Source organism: Variovorax sp. 160MFSha2.1, assembly GCF_048305075.1.
In the GTDB taxonomy this organism is placed as follows: Bacteria; Pseudomonadota; Gammaproteobacteria; order Burkholderiales; family Burkholderiaceae_C; genus Variovorax; species Variovorax guangxiensis.
This window is the reverse complement of record NZ_CP157624.1, coordinates 2,913,750-2,935,460: the sequence shown is the minus strand read 5'-3', so window position 1 is coordinate 2,935,460 and position 21,711 is coordinate 2,913,750. Positions and strand designations below refer to the sequence as shown.

Here is a 21,711-nt window from a genome sequence, read left to right as displayed (position 1 = left end):
AATGGCAACTATGTCCGCATCTTCGCCGCCCATCGATACCACTGCCGTCAAGGCGGTCCGGCAGTTCAACCGCTTCTACACCCGCCGCATCGGCGCCTTGGACCCCTACCTTGGCAGCGCCATGTCGCTGACCGACGTACGCGTGCTGTACGAGCTGGCGCACCGCGAAACGGCCGTCGCGAGCGAGATCGGGCGAGACCTCGGGCTCGACGCCGGCTACCTCAGCCGCATCCTGCGCCGCTTCGAGAACGAGGGCTGGCTGGTGCGCGAGCCGCATCCGCGCGACGCGCGCCAGAGCGTGCTGCGCCTGACCGACGCGGGCCATGCCGCGTTCGCGCCGCTGCAGCAGAAATCACGCGAGGAGGCTGCCGCCCTGCTCGCCACGCTCGCACCTGCGCAGCGCCAGCAGCTGGTGCACGCCATGGGCACGGTGCAATCGCTGCTCGACCCCGAGGCGCCGCCCGCGAAGCCGCAGGCCGCCGTCCTGCGCGACCCGGCGCCCGGCGACATCGGCTGGGTCGTGCAGCAGCACGGCGAGATCTATGCGCGCGAATACGGCTGGAACAGCACCTTCGAGGCGCTCGTCGCGAACATCGCAGGCGAGTTCCTGCTCAAGTTCCAGCCCGAATGGGAGCGCTGCTGGATCGCCGAGCTCAATGGCGAGCGGGTCGGCTCGATCTTCGTGGTGCGCAAGTCGGCCACAGTGGCGCAACTACGACTCTTGATCCTCACGCCCGCAGCGCGCGGGCTGGGGCTGGGCGGCAAGCTGGTGGACGAGTGCATCGCCTTCGCGCGCCTGAAGGGCTACCGCAAGATGGTGCTGTGGACCAACAGCTGCCTGACCGCTGCACGCGGCATCTACGCCAGCCGCGGCTTCGAGCTCACAGGTTCCGAGCCGCATGAGGGATACGGCACGCCGCTGGTGGGCGAGACCTGGGAGCTGAAGCTGTAGTGCCAGGAACACCGCGGAACCGGCTTTGCCGGGCCGCCGGTGTTGCCCCCGGTAGGGGGTTGGCGAAGCGACACGAAGTGCGCGCAGCCTGGGGGCGAGCAAAAGTTATTGCATGAACCAGCCGTGGCTCACTACCAGCGACTGCCCGGTCAGCGCATTCGTCGGGAACCCTGCGAACAGCAGCGCCACGCGCGCCACGTCTTCCGTGGTCGTGAACTCGCCGTCGACCGTCTCCTTCAGCATCACGTTCCTGATGACTTCCTGCTCGGTGATGCCCAGCGTCTTCGCCTGTTCGGGAATCTGCTTCTCGACGAGCGGCGTGCGCACGAAGCCAGGGCAGATCACGTTGGCGCGAACGCCGTGCTTGGCGCCTTCCTTCGCGACCGTCTTGGCCAGGCCGATGAGGCCGTGCTTGGCCGTCACGTAGGGCGCCTTCAGCAGCGAAGCCTCCTTGGAGTGCACCGAGCCCATGTAGATCACGCTGCCGCCGCGGCCCTGTGCGTACATGTGCTTCAGGCAGGCCTTGGTGGTGAGGAAGGCGCCGTCGAGGTGGATGGCCAGCATCTTCTTCCAGTCGGCGAAGCTGAACTCCTCCACCGGATGCACGATCTGGATGCCGGCGTTGCTGATGAGGATGTCGATGCCGCCGAAAGCCGCAGCGCCCTCTTCCACCGAGGCGTTGACCTGGTCTTCGTTCGTCACGTCCACGCCTACGCCGATGGCTTGCGCGCCAGTGGCCTTGAGCTCGGCCGCCGTGGCGTCGGCCGCTTCCTTGTTGAGGTCGGCGATGATGATCTTGGCGCCTTCCTGCGCGAACAGGATGGCGATTTCCTTGCCGATGCCGCTGGCCGAGCCGGTGATGTAGGCGACCTTGTCCTTGAGTTGCATGGTGATGTCCTTGAGGGTTGGGGTTGGAAAGCCGGCGACCTGAAGCTGCCAGCAGGAATCAGGCGAGGTAATCGTGTTCGACGGTGCCGAGCGCGAGCGTCATGTCCGCGATGTAGTGCACCGCCGACTCCACCTTGCGCACAGGCAGGTCGGCCACCGGCGCGAGCGCATGCGGATGCAGTTCGAGCGAGCCGGGCCCGCCCCACGCGCCGTGCAGCGTCACGTCGACCATGTGATAGCGCACCAGCTCGCAGATGCGGGCCGTGCCGTCGACGTGCGGAATGATCTTGAGCAGGAAGTTCGGCTGCGCGATGCCCGCGAGGATGGGCGCGGGGTCGAGCGTGCGGTGCTTGAAGCCCATCGTGGCCTTGGCCACGCGCACCTTGCCGTAGTCGAGCGTGCCGACCACCACGTCGGTCTCGTAGTCGAGCACCGGCGAGGCGAGCTTCTTCGGAAAGCCCCAGAGCTCGCGCCCGCCGGCAATGGGCGGATGGTCGTTCAGGTACATCGCGTGCACGTACGCCCCCTTCTCCACGCCCTTGGCGGTGCGCAGTTGCACCGGGATGACCTGGCCCGACTCGGTGTAGTCGCCGAAGCCGGTCGAATCGGGCATGCGGATGAATTCGTACTTGACCAGCGGCTCGACCACTTCGAGCGGCTCGGGCACCACCGCGCGCAGGGCGTCCATGTCGGTGCGGTACGTGATGATCAGGAATTCGCGCCTGATGAAGCGGTAAGGCCCTGGCGGAAAGGCCGGACTGGTCAGCGGCATCGCGAATGCCGTTCGTCGCACGTCTTCAATGTTCATGATGCAAACATTTCCTCCTGGTGAAGCTGAAGCGGTGAAATGACGGCCCAGTCTCGCGCTGGTTTCTTAGCCGGGGCTGAATCGCCGCGCGACTCGGCCCGACAAGTCAGCGCGACAACCCCGGCCGCTTGACGCGCCCCGAGCCGTGCTCGCCGAGGTCGAAGGTGGTCACGCCGTTGACCGTGGCGTCGGCGCGCAGCGTCTCCGGGTGCGCCAGCGTCACGCGCATGTCGCGCGCGCCGGCCTCCCAGTGCTCTTCCACCGCGGCGCGCGAGAACTCGTAGTCCTTCGACTCCAGCTCGTAGGGCTTGTCGCGGTAGATCAGGTGGAAGATGTCGATGGGCTCGTGCGTGAGCTGCGACTGCACCTCGTGCACGCTCGGGTCGTTGCGCAGGCTGGCGGGCAGCTTGGAGATCAGGTCGGCAATCGCCTGCTGCAGGTTCATGTTGGCGGCCAGCGCGTCGGTGTTCATGCGCGTGCGGCTCGAGTAGGTGATGTCCTTCTGCCGCTCCAGCACGCCCGCCATGGTGCGGGGCATTTCGCCGCGCGCGTTGAACAGGTCGACCTGCAGCACCACCAGCGGCTCGTTGCGCGGGTGCGTGTCGAGGACGTACTGCAGCGGCGTGTTCGAGACGATGCCGCCGTCCCAGTAGTCGTCGCCGTCGATGCTCACCGGCGCGAAGCCCGGCGGCAGCGCGCCGCTGGCCATGATGTGCTCGGGCCCGATGCGCTGGCGCGTGTTGTCGAAGTACACCGAGTTGCCGGTGCGCAGGTTCACCGCGCCCACGCTGAAGCGGGCCTCGCAGGCGTTGATGCGGTCGAAGTCGACGAGCCGCTCCAGCGTGGACTTCAGCGGCGAGGTGTCGTAGTAGCTCAGAAGCGGCGCGGCGCCGCCCATCAGGAAGGCTGGCGAATAGCGCGGTTCGAAGAAGCCGGGAATGCCCACCAGCGAGGCCATGGTGGCGCTGTACTGGTTCTGCGTGGCCCGGTCGCCCAGCCACGAAGGCAGTCGCTGCGAAGGCCCCGAAGACACGAGGTGCCAGAACTCGCGCAGCCGGTCGACCCTGTTTTCCTGCGCGTTGCCCGCGATCAGCGCTGCATTGATGGCGCCGATGGAGACGCCCGCGATCCAGTGCGGCTGCAGCTCGGTCTCGCTGAGCGCCGCGTACACGCCGGCCTGGTAGGCGCCGAGCGCGCCCCCGCCCTGCAGCACCAGCGCCTTGCGGGCGGTGCGCATGTCCTCGCGGCGCGAGGCGAAGGGGTCGAGGGGCTTCCTGGAAGCGGTGGAGGCGGCACGGGTTTTCTTCTTCGGTGGTGTCGTCGTCATGCGTTCATTTGACACCACCCCCGAGACACAAACCTGACCAGGGGTTGTTGCCCCTGGAACGATTTCACATCTTCGGCAGCATCTGCCCGCGGATCTCGCCGCCCGGATTCGCGGCCGTATGGATGTTGGCGTACCACTTGCCCGCCGACAGGTCGGCCGCCTGTGCCGGCGTGAGCGTGGCCTGGCCCTCGATCGGGCTGGCCGGGTTGGCGAAAGGCAGCACCACGCCGGCATTGGCGCCCGCCGCGGCCGGGCCGTGGAAGTGCGCCATGGTGGCCGGGCCGCTCAGGCCGGAGTAGGTGATCTTGTACTTGAGCACGTTGGTGTCGCGGTTGAGCCAGGCCTCGGCCATGCCGGTGCCGCGCGTCATGTTCGGCGGGACTTCGCTGGCCGCGTTCATCGCACCGCTGAAGCTCGCGACGTTCGACTTCGACATCATTCCGCAGCCGGCCAGCGCGGCGCTGGCAACGCCGGCGACGAGAGCCGCACGCAAAAGAGAGCGATATTGGGTCATGAGCTTGATCTCCTGGTTGTGAAAGCGTCCACAGCATAGGCAGCTCCCTGGACCCTTTCCTGTCGGCCATCGCCCCGACTTGGCCCGGCGTGCACAACCTGAAAGAGAATGTGTCGATGACTTCTTCAGCCCCTGCAGTCCCTTCAGCCCGCGACGTGGTCGGTTTCTGGAGCGAAGCCGGCCCCGAGCGCTGGTTCGCCAAGAACGACGCCTTCGACGCCGACTTCATCTCCCGCTTCGCCGAAGCCCACCAGGCCGCAGCCCGCGGCGAGCTCGACCACTGGGCGGCCGATGCCCAGGGTGCGCTGGCCCTGCTGGTGCTGCTCGACCAGTTCCCGCGCAACGCCTGGCGCGGCAATCCGCACATGCTGGCCACCGATGGCCGGGCGCTGGCCGTGGCCAAGGCCGCGATCGAGGCGGGCTTCGATCGCCAGTGCGAGCCCGTGCTGCAACGTTTCTTCTACCTGCCCTTCATGCACTCGGAAGTGCTGGCCGAGCAGGAGCGCTCGGTGGAGCTCAACGCCGCGCTCGACGACAACACCCAGCGCTTCGCCGTGCTGCACCGCGACATCGTCGCGCGCTTCGGCCGCTTTCCGCACCGCAACAGGATGCTGGGGCGCGCCAGCACCCCGGAAGAACAGAAGTTCCTGGACGAAGGCGGCTTCGCAGGCTGAGCCGCCTGCAAGGCAGCGCCGGTCAGTCGTCGTTGTGCGGCAGCGGCGCTTCGCGCGTGGGGGACGGGTTCAGCTCGGGCAGGTCCTTCATGTCCTTCATCGAGCCATAGGTGCGCGCATAGACCCAGGTGAACTCCGCGCCCAGCAGGAAGATCTGCGCCGAGTAGTACACCCACACCAGCACCACCACCAGCGACCCCGCCGCGCCATAGCCAGAGGCCACGCTGCTCTTGCCGATGTACAGGCCGATCAGGTGCTTGCCCACGGTGAACAGCAGCGCCGTCACCGCCGCGCCCACCCACACGTCGCGCCACTGCACCTTCACGCGCGGCATGATCTTGTAGATCATCGCGAAGATCACCGTCACCATCGCGAAGCTGAAGACGAAGTTGACGACCTGCGCCGTCGTCTCCCAGGCGCCGAACATCGGCGACCACCACTTGCCCAGCGCCGCGAGCGCCGCGCTCGCCACCAGCGACACCATGAGCAGGAAGCCGATGCCCATGATCATGCTGAACGACAGCAGCCGCACGCGCAGCATGTTGAACAGCCCCTTGGTGTTGGTGCGCGCCGGCGCGCGCCAGATGCGGTCGAGCGCATCCTGCAGTTCGCCGAAGACCGTGGTGGCGCCGACCACCAGCAGCCCGATGCCGACCACCGTGGCCACGATGCCCTCGGTCGGCTTGTTCACGGCCTTGAGCATGCCCTGCACGGCGGCCGCGCCCTGCTCGCCCATCAGGCCCGAGAGCTGCGCGAAGATCTCGCCGCGCGCGGCCTCCTGCCCGAAGACCAGGCCCGCCACAGCGATCACGATCAAGAGCAGCGGCGCGATCGAGAACACCGTGTAGTAGGCCAGCGCCGCGCCCATGCTCGGAGCGTAGTCGTTGGACCACGAATTGAAGGCCCGGCGGCAGAGATCGAAGAGCGCGCGCAATTGCGTGACCATTTGCGTGACCATGCTGGAATGTCCTCCGTGAAACGCTTGAAGCAGCTGGATGCCCGCCTACGATAATCGCTCGACATGCAACCGTCTCCCCCCGCAGCCCATCCCCAGTCGCCGCGCGACCTTTTTGTTTCGTTCACATGGCTCGCGCTGCAGGGCTTCGGCGGGGTTCTCGCCATCGTCCAGCGCGAGATGGTCGAGAAGAAGAAATGGCTCACGCCCGAGCAGTTCCTCGAGGACTGGGCCGTGGCGCAGGTGATGCCGGGGCCCAACGTGATCAACCTCGCGCTGATGATCGGCGACCGCTACTTCGGCCTGCGCGGCGCGGTGGCGGCGGTGGCGGGCATGCTGACCATTCCGCTGGTGGTGATCCTCGCGCTGGCCGTGCTGTACGCGCACTATGCCGGCAACCCGCAGGTGGCGGCCGCGCTGCGGGGCATGGGGGCGGTGTCGGGCGGGCTCATCGCCGCCACGGGCGTCAAGCTGGTGCCCCAGTTGCGCAAGCACCCGCTGGGCTTCGCGACCTGCCTGGTCATCATGGCGCTGGTGTTCGTGGCCATCGCGGTGCTGAAGATTCCGCTGGGCTGGGTGCTGCTGGTGGTCGGCGGCGTGGCCTGCATCTGGACCTGGAAGAGGATCGCCCCATGACCATCGCCATGCAATGGCACGACTGGCTGGCCCTCTTCGGGCAGTACATGCTGCTGTCGCTGCTGTCGATCAGCGGCGCCATCACCACGGTGCCCGACATGCACCGCTACCTCGTCACGCAGCACGGCTGGCTCACCGATGCGCAGTTCAGCTCCTCGGTGGCCATCGCGCAGGCGGCTCCCGGGCCCAACGTGCTGTTCGTGGCGCTGATGGGCTGGAACGTGGGGCTCAACGCGGGCGGCGGAATCGGCGCCGGGCCGCACGCCTGGGTGCTCGGCCTCTTCGGCCTGCTGGTCACGATGCTGGGCATCATGCTGCCGAGCACCACCCTCACCTACTTCGCCACCCGCTGGGGCCACCGCAATCGCACGCGCCGCGAGGTTCGCGCCTTCAAGCAGGGCATGGCGCCCGTGGTGGTCGGGCTGCTGATCGCCACCGGCTGGGTGCTGGCGGCAGGAAACCATGCCGGCGATGCGCCCGCGTGGCACCTGTGGCTGCTGACCGGCGCCGCCGCGCTTATCGTCTGGCGCACGCGCGTCCACCTGCTCTGGCTGCTCGGCGCCGGGGCTGTGCTGGGCGCCGTGGGCTTCGTCTGACCGTTCTTCCTTCCCCTTTCAACAGGAACACATCGACATGTCGCAACTTCGCCCGCTCGGCCGCTCCGGCCTCCAGGTTTCTCCGCTCGCCTTCGGCGGCAACGTGTTCGGCTGGACCGTCGACGAGGCGGCCTCGTTCAAGCTGCTCGATGCCTGGCTGGACGCCGGCTTCAACTTCGTCGACACCGCGGACGTGTATTCGGCATGGGTGCCGGGCCATACCGGCGGCGAGTCGGAGACCATCATCGGCAAGTGGCTCAGGCAAAGCGGCAAGCGCAACCGCGTGGTGCTGGCCACCAAGGTCGGCAAGCCGATGGGCGAAGGCAAGGTGGGCCTCGCGCCCAAATACATCCGCGAAGCCGTCGAGGCCTCGCTAAAGCGCCTGCAGACGGACTACATCGACCTCTACCAGTCGCACGACGACGACGCCAGCACCCCGCTGGAAGAAACGCTCGGCGCCTTCGACAAGCTGATCAAGGAAGGCAAGGTGCGCGCGATCGGCGCGTCGAACTACACGGCGCCGCGCCTGGCCGAGGCGCTCGACGTGTCGGAGCGCCTGGGCATCGCCCGCTACGAGAGCCTGCAGCCGCTGTACAACCTCTACGACCGCGCCGTGTTCGAGGACGCGCTGGAGCCGCTGTGCATCAAGCGCGAAGTGGGCGTGATCAACTTCTACGCGCTGGCCGCCGGCTTCCTCACCGGCAAGTACCGCACCGAGGCCGATGCGGCCAAGAGCGCGCGCGGTGCCAACACCACGAAGAAGTACCTCAACGAGCGCGGCCTGCGCATCCTCGACGCGCTCGACAAGGTGTCCCAGCAGTACAACGCCAAGCCGGGCCAGGTCGCCATCGCGTGGCAGATCGCGCGCCCGGGCGTGACGGCGCCCATTGCCAGCGCGACCTCCGTCGCGCAGCTCGAGGAACTCGTGGTCGCGACGCAGCTGAAGCTGGACGCAGGCACCATCGAGATGCTCGACCGCGCCAGCGCCGAGACCGCGAAGCCCGCAGCCTGATGAGCGCGTTCGATTCCATCGCCGCCCCCACGCTGGAGCATTTCGCCGACCTGCGCATCGAGGTGGGCGTGCCACAGGTGCTGGGCAACAGCCCGCGCGGATTGCGCCGCGTGGTGCCGATCATCGGCGGCGAAGCCATGGGCCACGGGTGGCGGGCACGCGTGCTGCCGGGCGGCAGCGACTTCCAGCTGATCGTGAGCGACACGCTCTCGGAACTCGACGCGCGCTACGGTCTGGAGACCGATGCGGGCGACCTGGTCTACGTGCACAACAGCGCAATGCGCAGCGCCCCGCCCGAGGTGATGGGCAGGCTGCTGCGCGGCGAGCCGGTCGACCCGTCGCAGGTGTACTTCCGCTGCAGCCCGCGCTTCGAAACTGCCTCGGCTTCGCTGAAATGGATCAACGAGCGCATGTTCACCGGAGCCGGCGTGCGCCATCCGGCCGAGGTGGTGATGCGCTTCTTCGCGTTGAACTAGCCGTCGACGGGGTTCAGCGGCGTCGAGAGGATGCGCTGATAGAAGGCCACGTCGAGCCAGCGCCCGAACTTGAAGCCCGCCTGGCGCACCGTGCCCGAGTGTTCGAAGCCCAGGCTCTGGTGCAGCGCGATGCTGCCCGCGTTGGCCGCGTCGATGGCGCCGACCATCACGTGCACGTCGCGCGCCACCGCCTCTGCGATGACCGCCTCCATCAGCGTGCGGCCCAGTCCCTTGCCGCGATGCGCGCTGTCGACATAGACCGAGTGCTCCACCGTGTACTTGTAGGCGGGAAAGGCGCGGAAGCTGCCGTAGCTCGCAAAGCCCAGCAGCTTGCCGCTCTCGTCCTCGGCCCCGATCACCGGGAAGCCGTTGGCGCGCTTGGTGGCGAACCACGTGACCATGTTCTCGGGCGTGCGAGGCTTGTAGTCATACAGCGCGGTGGAGGTGACGATGGCCTCGTTGAGGATGGCCAGGATGGCGGCGGCGTGGGCTTCTTCGGTGCAGGAGATGAGACGCATGGTGCTGGCCTTCGTTGAAATTTCGTTCAATATAGGAGAATAATAATCTCATATGAGAAACGATCCATCTCCTGATCCATCTCCTGATCCATCTCCTGATCCATCTCCTGATCCATCCCCCGCCGAAGTTTCCGGCCAGAACATCGACCTGCTCATCGCCACCCGCCTGCTGGCGCTGCGCCAGTCGCAGGGGTTGAGCCTCGCGGAGCTGGCCGAACGCTCGGGCGTGAGCAAGGCCATGATTTCCAAGGTGGAGCGCGCCCAGAGCAGCCCCACGGCCGTGCTGCTGGGCAAGCTGGCCGCCGGGCTCGGCGTGCCATTGGCGCAGTTGCTGACCGAGGAGAAAGGGCAGCCGAAGCGGCTGCGCACGCGCGCCGAGCAGGAGGTGTGGCGCGACCCGCAGGCCGGCTACCTGCGGCGGCAGGTAGCCGAGCGCCAGGCGGGCAGCGGCGTGGAGATGGTCGAGATCGAGCTGCCGCGCTCGGTGCAGGTCGACTACCCACGCTGGAGCGGCAAGCCATACCGGCAATGCCTGTGGATGCTCGAAGGCGAACTGCGGGTGGACTACGGCGACGAGCGCTTCGAACTCGCACCGGGCGATTGCCTGGACTTCGGCGTGGACCGGCCGCTGGTCTTCAAGGCGCTGGGGCGCGGCGCCTGCCGCTATCTGCTGGTGGCAAGCCCGGAATAGCCTACGACGCGCGGAATCGGCGTACCCACGCGGTAGGCAGGCTCCCACATGCACATCCGGCGCGCGCCGGTGCTGCGGGCGGCCTCGTCCTGAATACTGCAAGGCATCCAGACTTTCGGAGGAACGACGATGTCTTTCGCGCTTTACATGATCGGTTTCCTGATCTTCCTGGCCGGCGTCGCATGGGGCGCCTCCGTGGCCGGCGTGCCCACGCTCTACATCGGGATCGGTGCGGTGATCCTGCTGGGCATCGGCATCTTCAGCGCGGTGGGCCGCACGCGCGGCAAGGACCCGTCCTGAGCGTCCTGAGTTCACGCGGGCTTCACGCCGCCCGCACAGAGGGCCGCTAACTTCGCAGCGCGCCGCGGCAAGCGGTGCGCATTGCTTCAAGTCAGCGGCCCCATGCATACATCACCAAGCCTCTTCGCTCCGCTTCTTCCCTCCGCCGCTTCGACGGCGCCCGCACCGGCCTCTTCCGCCGGCAGCGGCACGGGCCACATCAAGGTCGACCTGCTCGTCGTCGGCGCGAGCTTCGCGGGCCTTGCCTGCGCCAGGGCCGCGGCACTCGCAGGCCTGAGCGTGGTGGTGCTGGAGAAGAAGACCGCCGCGGGCACCAAGCTTCACACCACCGGCATCATCGTCAAGGACGCGGTCGACAGCGTGCCCTGGCTGTCCGAGGTGCCGCCCGAGTTGGTGCGGCGCATCGAGGGCGTGCGGCTCTATGCCCCCGACATGCACCACGTCGACCTGCATGCGCCGGGTTACTGGTTCTGGGCCACCGATGCGCCCGCCCTGCTCGACTGGATGGTGGACTCGGCCCGGGCCTGCGGCGTCGACGTGCAACTCGGCACGCTGTTCGAGCAGGCGCTGTGGCTCAATGGCCGCTGGGAAGTGCCGCTGACGCGCGGTCCCTGCATCACGGCCACATATCTTGTCGGCGCCGACGGCCCGCATTCGCGCGTCGCGAAGGCACTGGGCCTGTCGCGCAACACGCGCTTTCTCTATGGCGTGGAGCACGAATACCAGGGCGCGAGGATGGCGCCCGACCTGCTGCACTGCTTCATCGACCGCAAGCTGGCGCCCGGCTACATCGGCTGGGCGCTCGAAGGCGTGGGCGTGAGCCAGATCGGGCTGGCGCGCCGCGTGGGGCACGGAGACCCGGGCGCGCTGAAGCTCGATCCGCTGCTTCGCAAGATCGCCCCGGCAGTTACGCCCGGCGATGCGCCGCCGGTCGCGGTGCGCGCGGGAATGATCCCCTGCGGCGGCGTGCTGCCCGTGGTGGCGCGCGAACGTGCGCTGCTGGTGGGCGATGCGGCGGGCATGGTGTCGCCGGTGACCGCAGGCGGCATCCACACCGCCCTGCTGCACGGGCAGGGCGCAGGCGAGGCGGTGGCGCGCTTCATCCGAAGGGAAGCGGGCGATCCGGCCACGTGGTTCGTGCGCGGGTATCCGGGCTTCAGGCTCAAGCGCGCACTGCGCTGGGCCTTCGACCACTTCCAGAACGACTGGATGTTCAACCACCTGCTCGGCACGCCGCAGATGCGGCGGGTGGCGGAACTGATCTATTTCCACCGCAAGGGTGGATCGCCGGGGAGCTAGGCGCTGCGCTGGCGCAGGGCCTCGTACAGGCACACGCCGCTGGCCACCGAGACGTTGAGGCTCTCGACCGCACCCGCCATCGGAATGCTCACGAGCTCGTCGCAGGTCTTGCGCGTGAGCTGCCGCATGCCCTCGCCTTCGGCGCCCAGCACCAGCGCCAGGGGGCGCTTGAAGTCGCTCTGGTAGATGGTGCCCGGCGCGTCGTCGCTGGTGCCCACGCACCAGATGTTGCGCTCCTTGAGCTCGTTCAGCGTACGCGCGAGGTTGGTGACCATGAAGTACGGCACCGTCTCGGCCGCACCGCTCGCCACCTTGGCGACGGTGGCGTTGATGCCGGCCGCGTGGTCCTTCGGCGCGATGACCGCGTGCGCGCCGGCACCGTCGGCCACGCGCAGGCAGGCGCCGAGGTTGTGCGGATCGGTCACGCCGTCGAGCACCAGCAGCAGAGGCACGGTGCCGGCCTCTTCGAGGCCTTCGAGCAGTTCGTCGAGGGAGAGGACCTGGGCCACGGGCTCGACCCGCGCCACCACGCCCTGGTGGCCGTGGCTGCCGCTGAGCTTGGAAAGCCGCGCGCCGTCGGCCTCGATGAGCCGAACGCCTGTTTCCTGCGCGCGGGCCAGGAACTGTTTCATGCGCGCATCGCGCCGGCTGGCGTCGAACAGCACTTCGAGCACCGACTTGGGCGCGGTCTTGAGGCGCACGCCCACGGCATGGAAGCCGAAGATCACTTTGGGGGAAGACATCCGTGGATTATCCCTGCCCCCTCGGGGCCGGCCCCACCCGCCCGCTCAGGCCAGCGGCAGGCCGCTGAGCGCGCGGGTGCGCTCGTCGTGCAGTTCCTGCACCGCCAGCGCCCTCGGATGCACCTTCGCGGCGTTGCCCACGCTCTCCAGGTACTGGCAGGCGGCGTGCCCCTCGGCGGCCTTCTCGTAGCGCGCGATCCAGGCATCGCGCGCGGGCAGCTTGTCGGGCGACACCGGCCACACGCCCGGACGGGGCCGCATGTGGTCGCCGATGCCGACGCGCCAGGGCTTGGCACTCACCCGGGCGCGAAAGCAGTTCTGGTTGCGGCACATGCGCGCGTAGACCTTGTCGACGCCCAGGGCGTGGAAGCAGTCGGCCACCGCCATGTCGGACGGGTTGAACACGTCGTGCATCGCCAGCAGCCGGAAGCCCGCCGGCGTGCGGTAGATGCGCAGGTTCCAGTCGGGATGCTGCTGCATGAAGCGCGCGATGCGCTCGGCGGCCCGCTTCTCGGGTGCCGGGTTGCCGCTGTGCTCGCCGCGCTTCTTGCGCTGGCCGATGACCCAGGCCACGGCGAAGACCACGATGCCCGCGATCAACCCGCCCAGCCAGGTCCTGGCGGCCCAGCCGCCGACCACGCCCGCGATCAGTGCAGGCACCAGCGCGAAGCCGAACACGCTGCCGCGCAGGGGCTCCTCGAAGTCGATGTCGACGAAGAGCACGTCGGGCGTGTTGAGGCAGCGCGCGCCGTAGCCGTTGCGGGTGACGACGGTATCGCCGTGCCGCTCGACGATTTCCTCGCGGATCGGCACGCCCTCGGCACCGTTGTAGGCGAGCTTGCGTTCGCGGCGCTCGAGCTTCTCGCCCTTGTGGGCGATGCGGTCGAAGGCGTCGCGGGTGCGCTGGTCGGCGTGCGCCTGTGCCGCCACGGGGCTCTCGTCGGACCAGCCGTAGCGCCGCACGGTGATCTGCTTGCCGGCCACGCGCTCCTGGATGCGGCCTTCGGCCCAGTACTCGGGAACGATCATCGATTTGTTTTTTCTTGGCTCAAGCCTTCTGTCCGAACAGCAGCCAGACCATGACCGCCGCCAGCAGGATGATGAGCACCGGCAGCCATTTGTAGCCGCCGCCGTACACGCGGCCCGGCTCGTCCATGGGACGGCGGGGCATGTGCTGGGTCAGGGGGCCGAAGCCGCCCAGTGTGGGATCGTCATGGTTGTCGACCAGCCGCTTGGCCGCCGCCAAGCTCAGCCCGGTGGCCTCGCGCGTGAGGCGTATGGCCTCGATCTTGTTGCCCTGCGCAAGCGCCGTGAGCGCGGTGGAGGGCATCGATGCGAAGCCGCGGTCCTGCCTGGCCGCCGTGGGCACGCAGCGCCCGCCCATGGCGCTGCTGTCGTCGTCTCCCGCTTCCTGCCGATCGGCGAAACGATCGACGGCTTCCTTGGCCGACTTGAGGTCCATGCCCGTGCGGGCGCGCACGATCTTGATGGCCTCGATCATCCTGCCGCGCTGCAGCGCCAGGACGGCGTCGGGCGGAAGTTCCTCCATGAACATCTCCTTGAATGTGGCTTGCTATTCATTTAATAGCTTATTGCTCTTGTCAGGCAGGCGCCAGAGCCACTTTTTCATTAAGCGCGACGCGACCGGCCTCGATGGTGATACGTCGTTCGCAACGCGCGGCGATGCCACGGTCATGGGTGACGAGCACGAGCGTGGTGCCCAGCTCGCGGTTGAGGTCGAACATCAGCTGCATGACCTGCTCGCCGGTGGCGAAGTCCAGGCTGCCCGTCGGTTCGTCGGCCAGCAGCAGCGCGGGCTGCACGACGAAGGCACGGGCCAGCGCCACGCGCTGCTGCTCGCCGCCGGAGAGCACCTTCGGGTAGTGGCCCAGGCGCTGGCCGAGGCCGACGCGGCCGAGCATCTCGGTGGCGGCCTTGCGGGCGTCCTTGCGGTTGGCCAGCTCCAGCGGGAGCATCACGTTTTCCAGAGCACTCAGGTTGCCCAGCAGCTGGAAACTCTGGAACACGAAGCCCACGCGCTGCGCGCGCACGGCGGCGCGCTCGTCCTCGTCGATGGCGAAGATGTCCTGCCCCGCGAGCTTCACCGTGCCGCGGGTGGGCGTGTCCAGCCCGGCGATGATCGACAGCAGCGTGCTCTTGCCGGAGCCCGAGGCGCCGACGATGGCGGCGGTTTCCCGCGCGCCGAGGGTGAAATCGATGTCCTGCAGAATGTCCAGCGTGCCTGCCGAATCGGTGACGGACTTGAACACATGCTCGACGGCGACAATGGCATCAGACGGGGGTTGGGACATGGAAAGGCTCTGGTTTTGAATCGACGTGACTTTATCTTGACCACCACCGCGCTCGGCAGCGCGGGGATATGGACGACGACGGCGCAGGCCCAGGCATCGTCTTCCACGGCTGCTTCTTCAGGCAAGCCGGTGATCCTGGTGCTGGGCGATTCGCTGAGCGCAGAGTACGGCCTCAAGCGCGGCGAGGGCTGGGTACCCTTGCTCGAGAAAAGGCTTGTGCAGCAGAAGATCTCCGCCACGGTGGTCAACGCCAGCATCAGCGGCGACACCAGCTCCGGCGGCCGTGCCCGCTTCGCGCCGCTGCTCGCGCAGCACAAGCCCAGCCTGGTGGTGCTCGAACTCGGGGCCAACGACGCGCTGCGAGGCCTGCCGCTGTCCGACACCGAAAGCAACCTGATGCAGATCACCAAGGCCGCGCAGGCCGCGGGCGCGAAGGTGCTGATCGTCGGCATCCAGGTGCCGCCCAACTATGGCGGCGACTACACGCGGCGCTTCGAGGCGGTGTTCTCCAAGGTGGCGAGCGCGACCAAGTCGGCGCTCGTGCCCTTCCTGCTCAAGGGCGTGGCGGATGCGCCCGACGCGCTCTCGCTGTTCCAGGCCGACCGCATCCACCCGACGGCGGCCGCCCAGCCGCAACTGCTGGACAACGTCTGGGCCGAGCTGCGCAAGCTGTTGCCCAAGCAATGAAAAAGCCGCCGCGGGCAAGTGCCTGCGGCGGCTTTTCTTGATGGATCGGCAAGCCTGGACGGGATATCAGCCGTTCTTGGTGGGCAGGTCCGGCACCGTGGGCGGATCGCGTTCGAGTGAGGCAACGTCGGTTTCGGGATCTCCGGGCGCCAGCCCGTCGCTGCTGGGATTGAGCTTGCGGTTCGCCTTTTCGCGGAGCTTGTCTTCCTTCTTCTTCTTCTTGGCCAGCTCTTTCTGACGCTTTTCGTAGCCGTAGTTGGGTGTTGCCACTGGATCTCCTTGAGGCGAGGCAGTCGGGTTGACTGCCGTGGCCTACTGTAAGCGATAAAGCTGCAGTCTCGAGGAGGTACCCCATGACGCGATCGAGGCGACAGGAGCGACGGCAGGATGCGATTTCTTACATCCGAGCCAGCGCCTGCTGAAGATCGGCGCGCAGGTCTTCCACGTCTTCGAGGCCGATGGAAAAACGCACGAGCGTGCCCTTGTACGGCCAGCGCGCCACGCTGGCATCGCGCATCAGGCCGATGTCGTAGGGCACCACGAGGCTGATCGGTCCGCCCCACGAATAGCCGAGGCGGAACAACTGCAGGCTGTCGCAGAAGCGGTCGACCTGCTCGGTGCTGTAGCGCTCGTCGAACACCACCGAGAACAGGCCGGCGGCCAGGTTGGTTTCGCCGCACAGCGCGCGCCAGTGGGTATGGCCCGGGGAATCCTCGAGTGCAGGGTGCAGCACCTGCGCGATCTCCTCGCAGCCGTTGAGCCAGCCGGCCAGATCGCGCGCGGCGCGGTCGTGCGCGGCATAGCGCAGCGCGATGCTGGGCAGCGAGCGCAGCAGCGTCTCGACGTCGCCCACGCCGATGCCGAAGCCCATGCGCATGTGCGTGAGCTTGAGCGCGCGGTGCAGGCGCTCGTCGCGCGTGGTCACGCTGCCCATGAGCACGTCGCCGCCGCCGCTGGGGTACTTGGTGAGCGCGTGCACGGAAATGTCGACGCCCTGCCCGCTGCCGTTGAAATCGAAGGGCGCGAAGGCCAGGCCTGCGCCCCAGGTGTTGTCGAGCACGGTCATCACGCCGCGCGCACGGCAGATGCTGGCCAGCGCCGGCAGGTCGGGGAACTCCATGGTCACCGAGCCCGCCGCTTCCAGCCATACCAGCCGCGTGCGCTCCGAGAGCTTGGCCGCGAGGTCGGCCGGGTTCATCGCGTCGTACAGGCGGTGCGTGACGCCGAAGTTCGCCAGTTCGCCGGTGGCCAGCGCCTTGTTCGGACCGTAGGCGTTGTCGGGAATCAGCACTTCGTCGCCGGTCTTCAGGAAGGCGAACGAGACCAGCGAGATGGCCGCCAGACCGCTGGGCACGAGCAGGCACTCGGTACCGCCTTCGAGCGTGGCCAGGCGCTCTTCCAGTGTGAAGGTGGTGGGCGTGCCGTGCAGGCCGTAGGTGTAGCCGGCCTTGGTGCGCCAGTCTCGCGCGCGCATGGCGGCGACGTCGGCGAAGAACACGGTCGATGCCTTGAACACGCCGGGCTGCGGCGCGGCGAAGGTGGCGGGCGGAACGTAGGGGTGGTGGATCAGGTTCGTGGAAGGCTTGCTCATGGGTGCATGCTAGCGCGACCCGCATTCGGGGCCTTGCGCGGAGCTTCCGTCGCACAATGCGCGGACCGGTCCTCCCCTTCATCCCGTTTCATGGAAGAAGCCCGAGACAGTGCAGCTGACACGCCTCGCCCCTCCCCACCTGCGGCCCTTCGTGCGGCTGATGTGGGCCTCGTCGCCCGACGGCACGCCCGTCGAGCAGCCGGGCGCACGCGAGCATGTGCTGCCCACCGGGGGCATGCATCTGGTCTTCAGGCTTTCGGGGCCGTCGTTGCGCCTCTTCCACGACGGCGCCGACGTGCGGGGATTCACAGTGGGCTACGCGATGGTGGGCGGAACCCGCTCGGCCTTCTTCGTGCGCGACGTGTCGGTGACGACGCGCTCGGTCGGCGTCATGCTGCAGCCGGGGGCGGCCCGGGCCCTTCTCGGCGCGCCTGAAGACGCTCTGGCCGAGCGGCATACCCCGCTCGAAGCGCTCTGGGGCGCGGACGCGAACTTCGCGCTCGAACAGCTGCACGGCACCGACTCGCTGCCGCGGCAGCTTGCCATCGTCGTCGCGCTGCTCGAAGCACGCCTTGCCTCGTCGTCCGCGATGCATGGCCTGCACCCCGCTGTGGCGCAGGCATTGGCGCGCATGTCCGGCGCGAGCGCCAACGACGACGACGGACAGGCCGGCGCCATCGGCCAGCTCGTGAAGCAAAGCGGCTACAGCCACCGGCGCTTCATCGCTCTCTTTCGCGGCATGACCGGGCTGGCGCCCAAGCAGTACGCGCGCATGCTGCGCTTCGACCATGTGCTCGGGCAATTCGCCATCCAGCCCGCCCGGCCCTGGGTCGAGCTGGCGCTGGAGGCCGGCTACAGCGACCAGGCGCATTTCAACCGCGACTTCCTGGCCATTGCCGGCATGTCGCCGCAGGCCTACCGGCGGGCGGCACCGGTTTCTTCACGGCACGTGCGCATCTGAGCCGAGCGCCGGAGCAGGCGGCGCGCAGCAGGTCAAATTTGTTCAAGACGACGCGGAGCGCGAGCACCAGAATCGCGCCCATCACAACCCGAAGGGACAACGACGCCATGGCCATCCACGAACTGTTTCCGTACCTCTGCGTCAACGACGCCAACGCAGCCATCGAGTTCTACTGCAAGGTCTTCGAGGTGAAGGAGATCTTCCGCCTGACCGAGCCCAGCGGCCGCATCGGCCACGCCGAGCTGGACTTCCACAACGGCGCGATCCTCATGATCTCGGAGGAATTCCCCGAGTTCGACATCCTCAGCGCGAAGACGCTGGGCGGCAGCGCAGTCTCGCTGCATCTGCACGTGGACGACGCCGACGCGGTGGTGGCGCGCGCGGTCGCCGCGGGCGCCACGCTGGACATGGCGCCACAGGACCAGTTCTATGGGGAACGCTCCGGCGTCTTCCATGACCCGTTCGGCCATCGCTGGAACGTGGGGCACAGCATCGAGAAGCTGACGCCGGAGGAAATGCAGCGGCGCTACACCGCCATGTTCACCGACGCCGGGTGATCCGGCGCCGGCATTGCCGGATCAGACCGACCACTTCTCGATCAGCTTCTCGGCGCCGAGCGAGTCGTAGCCCTCGAAGGGCTGGTGGATCCAGGGGTTGGTGGCCAGGTACTCGACCGAGTAGTCGGGCGTGAAGGTCGACAGCGCCTTGGTCCAGATCACGGCGCTGCGCAGCTCGGTGATGGGCTTGTAGTTGTTGCGCAGCATGTCCATCACCGCGTGCAGCGTGTGGCCCGAGTCGGCCAGGTCGTCCACCAGCAGCACCTTGCCGGCGATCTCGCCCTTGGGCGTGGTGATGTAGCGGGCGATGTCGAGATGGCCCTGCACCGTGCCGGCATCGGCGCGGTACGAACTGGTCGACATGATCGCCAGCGGCTTGTCGAAGATGCGCGAGAGCACGTCGCCCGGGCGCATGCCGCCGCGCGCCAGGCACAGGATGGTGTCGAACTGCCAGCCCGACTGGTGCACCTTGATCGCGAGTTTCTCGATCAGGTTGTGGTACTCGTCGTAGCTGACGTAGAGATGCTTGCCGTCTTCAGTCAACATAGCGTGGTTTTTCCTTCAATGTCTCTTCTTCTGGGGAACACCGCGGAACCGGCTTCGCCGGGCCGCTGGTGTTGCCCCCTGCAAGGGGGTTGGCGGCCACACGAAGTGGGCAAGCCTGGGGGTTAGGCAGATCAGTCGGCCAGGTAGGGGTGGCGCATCATGATCGTGTGGTCGCGATCGGGGCTGGTGGACACCATGTGGATCGGCACGCCGGTGACCTGCTCGATGCGCTGCAGGTACAGCCGCGCGTTGATCGGCAGCTTGTCGTATTGCGTGACGCCCACGGTGCTTTCGCTCCAGCCTTCCAGCGTTTCGTAGATCGGCGTGCAGCGCTCGATCTCGTCCGCGCCCATGGGCAGGATGTCGGTGGTTTCGCCGTCGAGCTCGTAGCCGGTGCACAGCTCCAGCTTCTCCAAGCCGTCCAGCACGTCGAGCTTGGTGATGCACAGGCCCGACAGGCCATTGACCTGTGCCGAGCGCTTGAGCAGCGCGGCGTCGAACCAGCCGCAGCGGCGGCTGCGGCCGGTGGTCACGCCCTTCTCGGCGCCCACGGTGCTCATGTGGTAGCCGGGGGTGCCGGGCGTGGCCCAGTCGAGTTCGGTGGGGAACGGACCGCCGCCCACGCGGGTGCAGTAGGCCTTGGTGATGCCCAGGATGTAGTGCAGCATGCCCGGGCCTACGCCCGAACCGGCGGCGGCGTTGCCGGCCACGCAGTTGCTGGAGGTGACGTATGGATAGGTGCCGTGGTCCACGTCCAGCAGCGTGCCCTGCGCACCTTCGAACAGCAGGTTGGCGCCGTCGCGGTTGGCATCGTTCAGCTCGCGCGAAACGTCGGCCATCATGGGCTTGAGCAGCTCGGCGTGCTTCATCGCCTCGTTGAAGACTTCGTCGAAGTCGATGGCGGGGGCGCCCAGCACCTGGGTCAGCACGTGGTTGTGCAGCTCGAGCAGCACGCGCAGCTTGGCGGCGAAACGCTCGGGATGCTTCAGGTCCTGCACGCGCAGAGCGCGACGGGCGATCTTGTCTTCATAGGCCGGGCCGATGCCGCGGCCGGTGGTGCCGATCTTCTCGATGCCGCCCTTCTCGCGATAGGCCTCGCGCGCGATGTCCAGCGCAGCGTGGAACGGCAGGATCAGCGGGCAGGCCTCGCTGATGCGCAGGCGCGAGCGCACTTCGACACCAGCCTTTTCAAGCCCCTCGATTTCCTCGAACAGCTTTGCGGCCGAAAGCACCACGCCGTTGCCGATGTAGCACTTGACGCCGGGCCGCATGATGCCGCTCGGGATCAGGTGCAACGCGGTCTTCACCCCGTTAATGACCAGCGTGTGGCCCGCGTTGTGGCCGCCCTGGAAGCGGACCACGCCCTGGGCGCTCTCCGTCAGCCAGTCGACCAGCTTGCCCTTGCCCTCGTCGCCCCACTGGGTGCCGACGACGACCACGTTTCTTCCGGTGGTTACGCTCATGCTCGTTCCATTACTTCAAAAAATCAGATCGCACGGACACTCCACTGGCCGGCCTGCTCGACGAGCTCGCGGTCGCAGTGGAATTCATCGATTTCGCTGCCATGGCCCGGCAGCACGCAGACTACCGTTTCACCGGCCTTGCGCAATTGGGCAATGGCCTGACTCAGGCCGGCCGCGTCGCTCCAGGGCGCGCGGATGGCGGCGCGCAGCGGGCGGGCCGGCAGCACGCCGACCAGTTCGCGTACGTCGAGGCTGAAGCCGACGGCCGGGCGGTTGCGGCCGAACACGGCCCCCACCTCGTCGTAGCGGCCGCCGCGCACCAGCGAATCGGCCGCGCCGGGCACGTAGATGCCGAAGCGCATGCCGCTGTAGTACGCATAGCCGCGCAGGTCGGCCAGGTCGAAGCTGATCTGGCGGCCGGCCACGCCCTGCAGGCCGGCGGCAAGCTGCTTCAGGTCGGCCAGCGCCGCACCTACCGCGGGTGTGCCCTTCAGGGCCTTGGCGGCCTCGTCGAGCACGGCCTCGTCGCCGTAGAGCTGGATCAACGCGCGCAGCCCCTCGCGCGAGGCGGCGGGGAAGTTCCTGGTGAGCGACTCGAGCTCGCTCGCGTCCTTGGCCGCCAGTGCTGCATGCACCTGCGCCAGGGTGGCGCCGTCGACCGGCACGCCGGCGAACAGGGCACGCACGATGCGGGCATCGGCCAGGTCGACGATCACGCCCTCGCGCAAGCCGGCGGCATCGAGGCAGTCGAGCGCCAGCAGCAGGGTTTCGGTGTCGGCCTCGAGGCCGGCGTGGCCGTAGATCTCGGCGCCGAACTGCAAGGGCTCGCGGGTGGCATGCGGGCGGTCGGGCCGGGTGTGGAGCACCGGGCCGCAGTAGCACAGGCGGGCCACGCCGTCGCGGTTCAGCAGGTGGGCATCGATGCGCGCCACCTGGGGGGTGGTGTCCGCGCGAAGGCCCATGCTGCGGCCGGAAAGCTGGTCGACGAGCTTGAAAGTCTGGAGGTCGAGCGCCTCGCCGGTACCGGAGAGCAGCGATTCGAGATGCTCGAGCAGCGGCGGCATCACCAGCTCGTAGCCATAGCCACGGGCGGTATCGAGCAGCTGGCGTCGAAGTTCTTCGATGTGGCGCGCCTCGGAGGGCAGCACATCGGCAATGTGATCCGGAAGGACCCAGGCGGACATGGGGATCGGGGGCGTGGTTAA

27 protein-coding genes are annotated in these 21,711 nt (G+C 67.8%); 12 read left to right on the top strand and 15 right to left on the bottom strand.

What is annotated here, in order from left to right:
- Nucleotide 1: 1 nt before the first annotated feature.
- Nucleotides 2-952 (top strand): bifunctional helix-turn-helix transcriptional regulator/GNAT family N-acetyltransferase, encoded by a 951-nt coding sequence (locus ABL838_RS13185; RefSeq protein WP_418125862.1) that lies wholly within the window; start codon nt 2-4, stop codon nt 950-952.
- 105 nt (nt 953-1,057) lie between these two features.
- Here the strand turns inward: ABL838_RS13185 and ABL838_RS13180 are convergent, their stop codons facing one another.
- The 4 genes from ABL838_RS13180 to ABL838_RS13165 all read right to left on the bottom strand — a co-directional run bounded on the left by ABL838_RS13180 (nt 1,058) and on the right by ABL838_RS13165 (nt 4,489).
- A complete protein-coding gene (locus ABL838_RS13180) occupies nt 1,058-1,840 on the bottom strand; it encodes a 3-hydroxybutyrate dehydrogenase (RefSeq protein ID WP_418125580.1) in 783 nt (260 codons plus the stop codon).
- 58 nt (nt 1,841-1,898) lie between these two features.
- Nucleotides 1,899-2,648: an acetoacetate decarboxylase gene (locus ABL838_RS13175; protein WP_126018890.1), complete on the bottom strand. Its 750-nt coding sequence runs from the start codon at nt 2,646-2,648 to the stop codon at nt 1,899-1,901.
- Nucleotides 2,649-2,754: 106 nt separating this feature from the next.
- Nucleotides 2,755-3,975, bottom strand: coding sequence for a patatin-like phospholipase family protein (locus tag ABL838_RS13170; RefSeq protein WP_418125579.1), 1,221 nt, complete (start codon nt 3,973-3,975; stop codon nt 2,755-2,757).
- A 64-nt stretch (nt 3,976-4,039) separates the two neighbouring features.
- Nucleotides 4,040-4,489, bottom strand: coding sequence for a CHRD domain-containing protein (locus ABL838_RS13165; protein WP_126018886.1), 450 nt, complete (start codon nt 4,487-4,489; stop codon nt 4,040-4,042).
- Nucleotides 4,490-4,605: 116 nt separating this feature from the next.
- Here ABL838_RS13165 and ABL838_RS13160 point away from each other — a divergent pair, with 116 nt between their 5' ends.
- Nucleotides 4,606-5,163 (top strand): DUF924 family protein, encoded by a 558-nt coding sequence (locus ABL838_RS13160; protein ID WP_418125578.1) that lies wholly within the window; start codon nt 4,606-4,608, stop codon nt 5,161-5,163.
- Nucleotides 5,164-5,185: 22 nt separating this feature from the next.
- Here the strand turns inward: ABL838_RS13160 and ABL838_RS13155 are convergent, their stop codons facing one another.
- Nucleotides 5,186-6,109 (bottom strand): YihY/virulence factor BrkB family protein, encoded by a 924-nt coding sequence (locus ABL838_RS13155; protein WP_126020367.1) that lies wholly within the window; start codon nt 6,107-6,109, stop codon nt 5,186-5,188.
- 75 nt (nt 6,110-6,184) lie between these two features.
- On the opposite strand from ABL838_RS13155, the gene ABL838_RS13150 reads away from it, so the two are divergent.
- From ABL838_RS13150 to ABL838_RS13135, 4 genes are read left to right on the top strand one after another with little or no spacing between them, the layout of a single operon-like run.
- A complete protein-coding gene (locus ABL838_RS13150) occupies nt 6,185-6,754 on the top strand; it encodes a chromate transporter (protein WP_418125577.1) in 570 nt (189 codons plus the stop codon).
- Nucleotides 6,751-7,350: a chromate transporter gene (locus ABL838_RS13145; RefSeq protein ID WP_184638543.1), complete on the top strand. Its 600-nt coding sequence runs from the start codon at nt 6,751-6,753 to the stop codon at nt 7,348-7,350. Before ABL838_RS13150 ends, ABL838_RS13145 begins: the two co-directional genes overlap by 4 nt.
- Before the next feature lie 37 nt (nt 7,351-7,387).
- Nucleotides 7,388-8,362, top strand: a complete 975-nt coding sequence (locus tag ABL838_RS13140; RefSeq protein WP_418125575.1) for an aldo/keto reductase — start codon at nt 7,388-7,390, stop codon at nt 8,360-8,362.
- Nucleotides 8,362-8,838 (top strand): DUF3237 domain-containing protein, encoded by a 477-nt coding sequence (locus ABL838_RS13135; RefSeq protein WP_418125574.1) that lies wholly within the window; start codon nt 8,362-8,364, stop codon nt 8,836-8,838. Before ABL838_RS13140 ends, ABL838_RS13135 begins: the two co-directional genes overlap by 1 nt.
- Here the strand turns inward: ABL838_RS13135 and ABL838_RS13130 are convergent.
- Entirely contained in the window at nt 8,835-9,356 is a 522-nt protein-coding gene (locus ABL838_RS13130; protein ID WP_184638549.1) for a GNAT family N-acetyltransferase, read from the bottom strand. The genes ABL838_RS13135 and ABL838_RS13130 overlap by 4 nt on opposite strands.
- Nucleotides 9,357-9,408: 52 nt before the next feature.
- On the opposite strand from ABL838_RS13130, the gene ABL838_RS13125 reads away from it, so the two are divergent.
- The 3 genes from ABL838_RS13125 to ABL838_RS13115 all read left to right on the top strand — a co-directional run bounded on the left by ABL838_RS13125 (nt 9,409) and on the right by ABL838_RS13115 (nt 11,646).
- Nucleotides 9,409-10,047, top strand: coding sequence for a helix-turn-helix domain-containing protein (locus ABL838_RS13125; protein ID WP_418125573.1), 639 nt, complete (start codon nt 9,409-9,411; stop codon nt 10,045-10,047).
- 129 nt (nt 10,048-10,176) lie between these two features.
- Nucleotides 10,177-10,347: a hypothetical protein gene (locus tag ABL838_RS13120; protein WP_019653095.1), complete on the top strand. Its 171-nt coding sequence runs from the start codon at nt 10,177-10,179 to the stop codon at nt 10,345-10,347.
- A 102-nt stretch (nt 10,348-10,449) separates the two neighbouring features.
- Entirely contained in the window at nt 10,450-11,646 is a 1,197-nt protein-coding gene (locus ABL838_RS13115) for an NAD(P)/FAD-dependent oxidoreductase (RefSeq protein WP_418125572.1), read from the top strand.
- Here ABL838_RS13115 and rlmB read toward each other — a convergent pair.
- The 4 genes from rlmB to ABL838_RS13095 are packed head-to-tail and all read right to left on the bottom strand — an operon-like array spanning nt 11,643 to nt 14,701.
- Nucleotides 11,643-12,389 carry a 23S rRNA (guanosine(2251)-2'-O)-methyltransferase RlmB gene (gene rlmB / locus ABL838_RS13110; protein WP_418125571.1) on the bottom strand — a complete coding sequence of 249 codons (747 nt, stop codon included), beginning with the start codon at nt 12,387-12,389 and terminating at the stop codon, nt 11,643-11,645. The genes ABL838_RS13115 and rlmB overlap by 4 nt on opposite strands.
- 45 nt (nt 12,390-12,434) lie before the next feature.
- Nucleotides 12,435-13,418, bottom strand: coding sequence for a hypothetical protein (locus ABL838_RS13105; protein ID WP_184638558.1), 984 nt, complete (start codon nt 13,416-13,418; stop codon nt 12,435-12,437).
- Between the two features lie 19 nt (nt 13,419-13,437).
- Nucleotides 13,438-13,938, bottom strand: a complete 501-nt coding sequence (locus tag ABL838_RS13100; protein WP_240650468.1) for a ribosomal protein L7/L12 — start codon at nt 13,936-13,938, stop codon at nt 13,438-13,440.
- 52 nt (nt 13,939-13,990) lie between these two features.
- Nucleotides 13,991-14,701 carry an ABC transporter ATP-binding protein gene (locus ABL838_RS13095; RefSeq protein WP_026346226.1) on the bottom strand — a complete coding sequence of 237 codons (711 nt, stop codon included), beginning with the start codon at nt 14,699-14,701 and terminating at the stop codon, nt 13,991-13,993.
- A gap of 36 nt (nt 14,702-14,737) precedes the next feature.
- Here ABL838_RS13095 and ABL838_RS13090 point away from each other — a divergent pair, with 36 nt between their 5' ends.
- On the top strand, nt 14,738-15,388 hold the full coding sequence (locus tag ABL838_RS13090; protein ID WP_221297486.1) for an arylesterase: 651 nt from the start codon (nt 14,738-14,740) through the stop codon (nt 15,386-15,388).
- Between the two features lie 66 nt (nt 15,389-15,454).
- On the opposite strand, the gene ABL838_RS13085 is transcribed toward ABL838_RS13090, so the two are convergent.
- Both ABL838_RS13085 and ABL838_RS13080 read right to left on the bottom strand, forming a co-directional pair.
- Complete coding sequence (locus ABL838_RS13085) at nt 15,455-15,658, bottom strand: hypothetical protein (protein WP_126018857.1); 204 nt, start codon at nt 15,656-15,658, stop codon at nt 15,455-15,457.
- 127 nt (nt 15,659-15,785) lie between these two features.
- Nucleotides 15,786-16,979, bottom strand: coding sequence for a PLP-dependent transferase (locus ABL838_RS13080; RefSeq protein ID WP_184638560.1), 1,194 nt, complete (start codon nt 16,977-16,979; stop codon nt 15,786-15,788).
- Between the two features lie 109 nt (nt 16,980-17,088).
- On the opposite strand from ABL838_RS13080, the gene ABL838_RS13075 reads away from it, so the two are divergent.
- Together ABL838_RS13075 and ABL838_RS13070 are read left to right on the top strand one after the other, a co-directional pair.
- Nucleotides 17,089-17,940: a helix-turn-helix domain-containing protein gene (locus ABL838_RS13075; protein WP_418125570.1), complete on the top strand. Its 852-nt coding sequence runs from the start codon at nt 17,089-17,091 to the stop codon at nt 17,938-17,940.
- A 107-nt stretch (nt 17,941-18,047) separates the two neighbouring features.
- Nucleotides 18,048-18,497 (top strand): VOC family protein, encoded by a 450-nt coding sequence (locus ABL838_RS13070; protein WP_184638564.1) that lies wholly within the window; start codon nt 18,048-18,050, stop codon nt 18,495-18,497.
- 21 nt (nt 18,498-18,518) lie between these two features.
- Here the strand turns inward: ABL838_RS13070 and ABL838_RS13065 are convergent, their stop codons facing one another.
- The 3 genes from ABL838_RS13065 to ABL838_RS13055 all read right to left on the bottom strand — a co-directional run bounded on the left by ABL838_RS13065 (nt 18,519) and on the right by ABL838_RS13055 (nt 21,690).
- A complete protein-coding gene (locus tag ABL838_RS13065; protein ID WP_126018851.1) occupies nt 18,519-19,043 on the bottom strand; it encodes a phosphoribosyltransferase in 525 nt (174 codons plus the stop codon).
- Nucleotides 19,044-19,174: 131 nt separating this feature from the next.
- Nucleotides 19,175-20,506: an adenylosuccinate synthase gene (locus ABL838_RS13060; RefSeq protein ID WP_093201541.1), complete on the bottom strand. Its 1,332-nt coding sequence runs from the start codon at nt 20,504-20,506 to the stop codon at nt 19,175-19,177.
- Nucleotides 20,507-20,529: 23 nt separating this feature from the next.
- The gene (locus ABL838_RS13055; protein ID WP_184638566.1) at nt 20,530-21,690 is read right to left on the bottom strand and encodes an ATP phosphoribosyltransferase regulatory subunit; all 1,161 of its coding nucleotides are present in this window, start codon (nt 21,688-21,690) and stop codon (nt 20,530-20,532) included.
- Between the last annotated feature and the right edge of the window lie 21 nt (nt 21,691-21,711).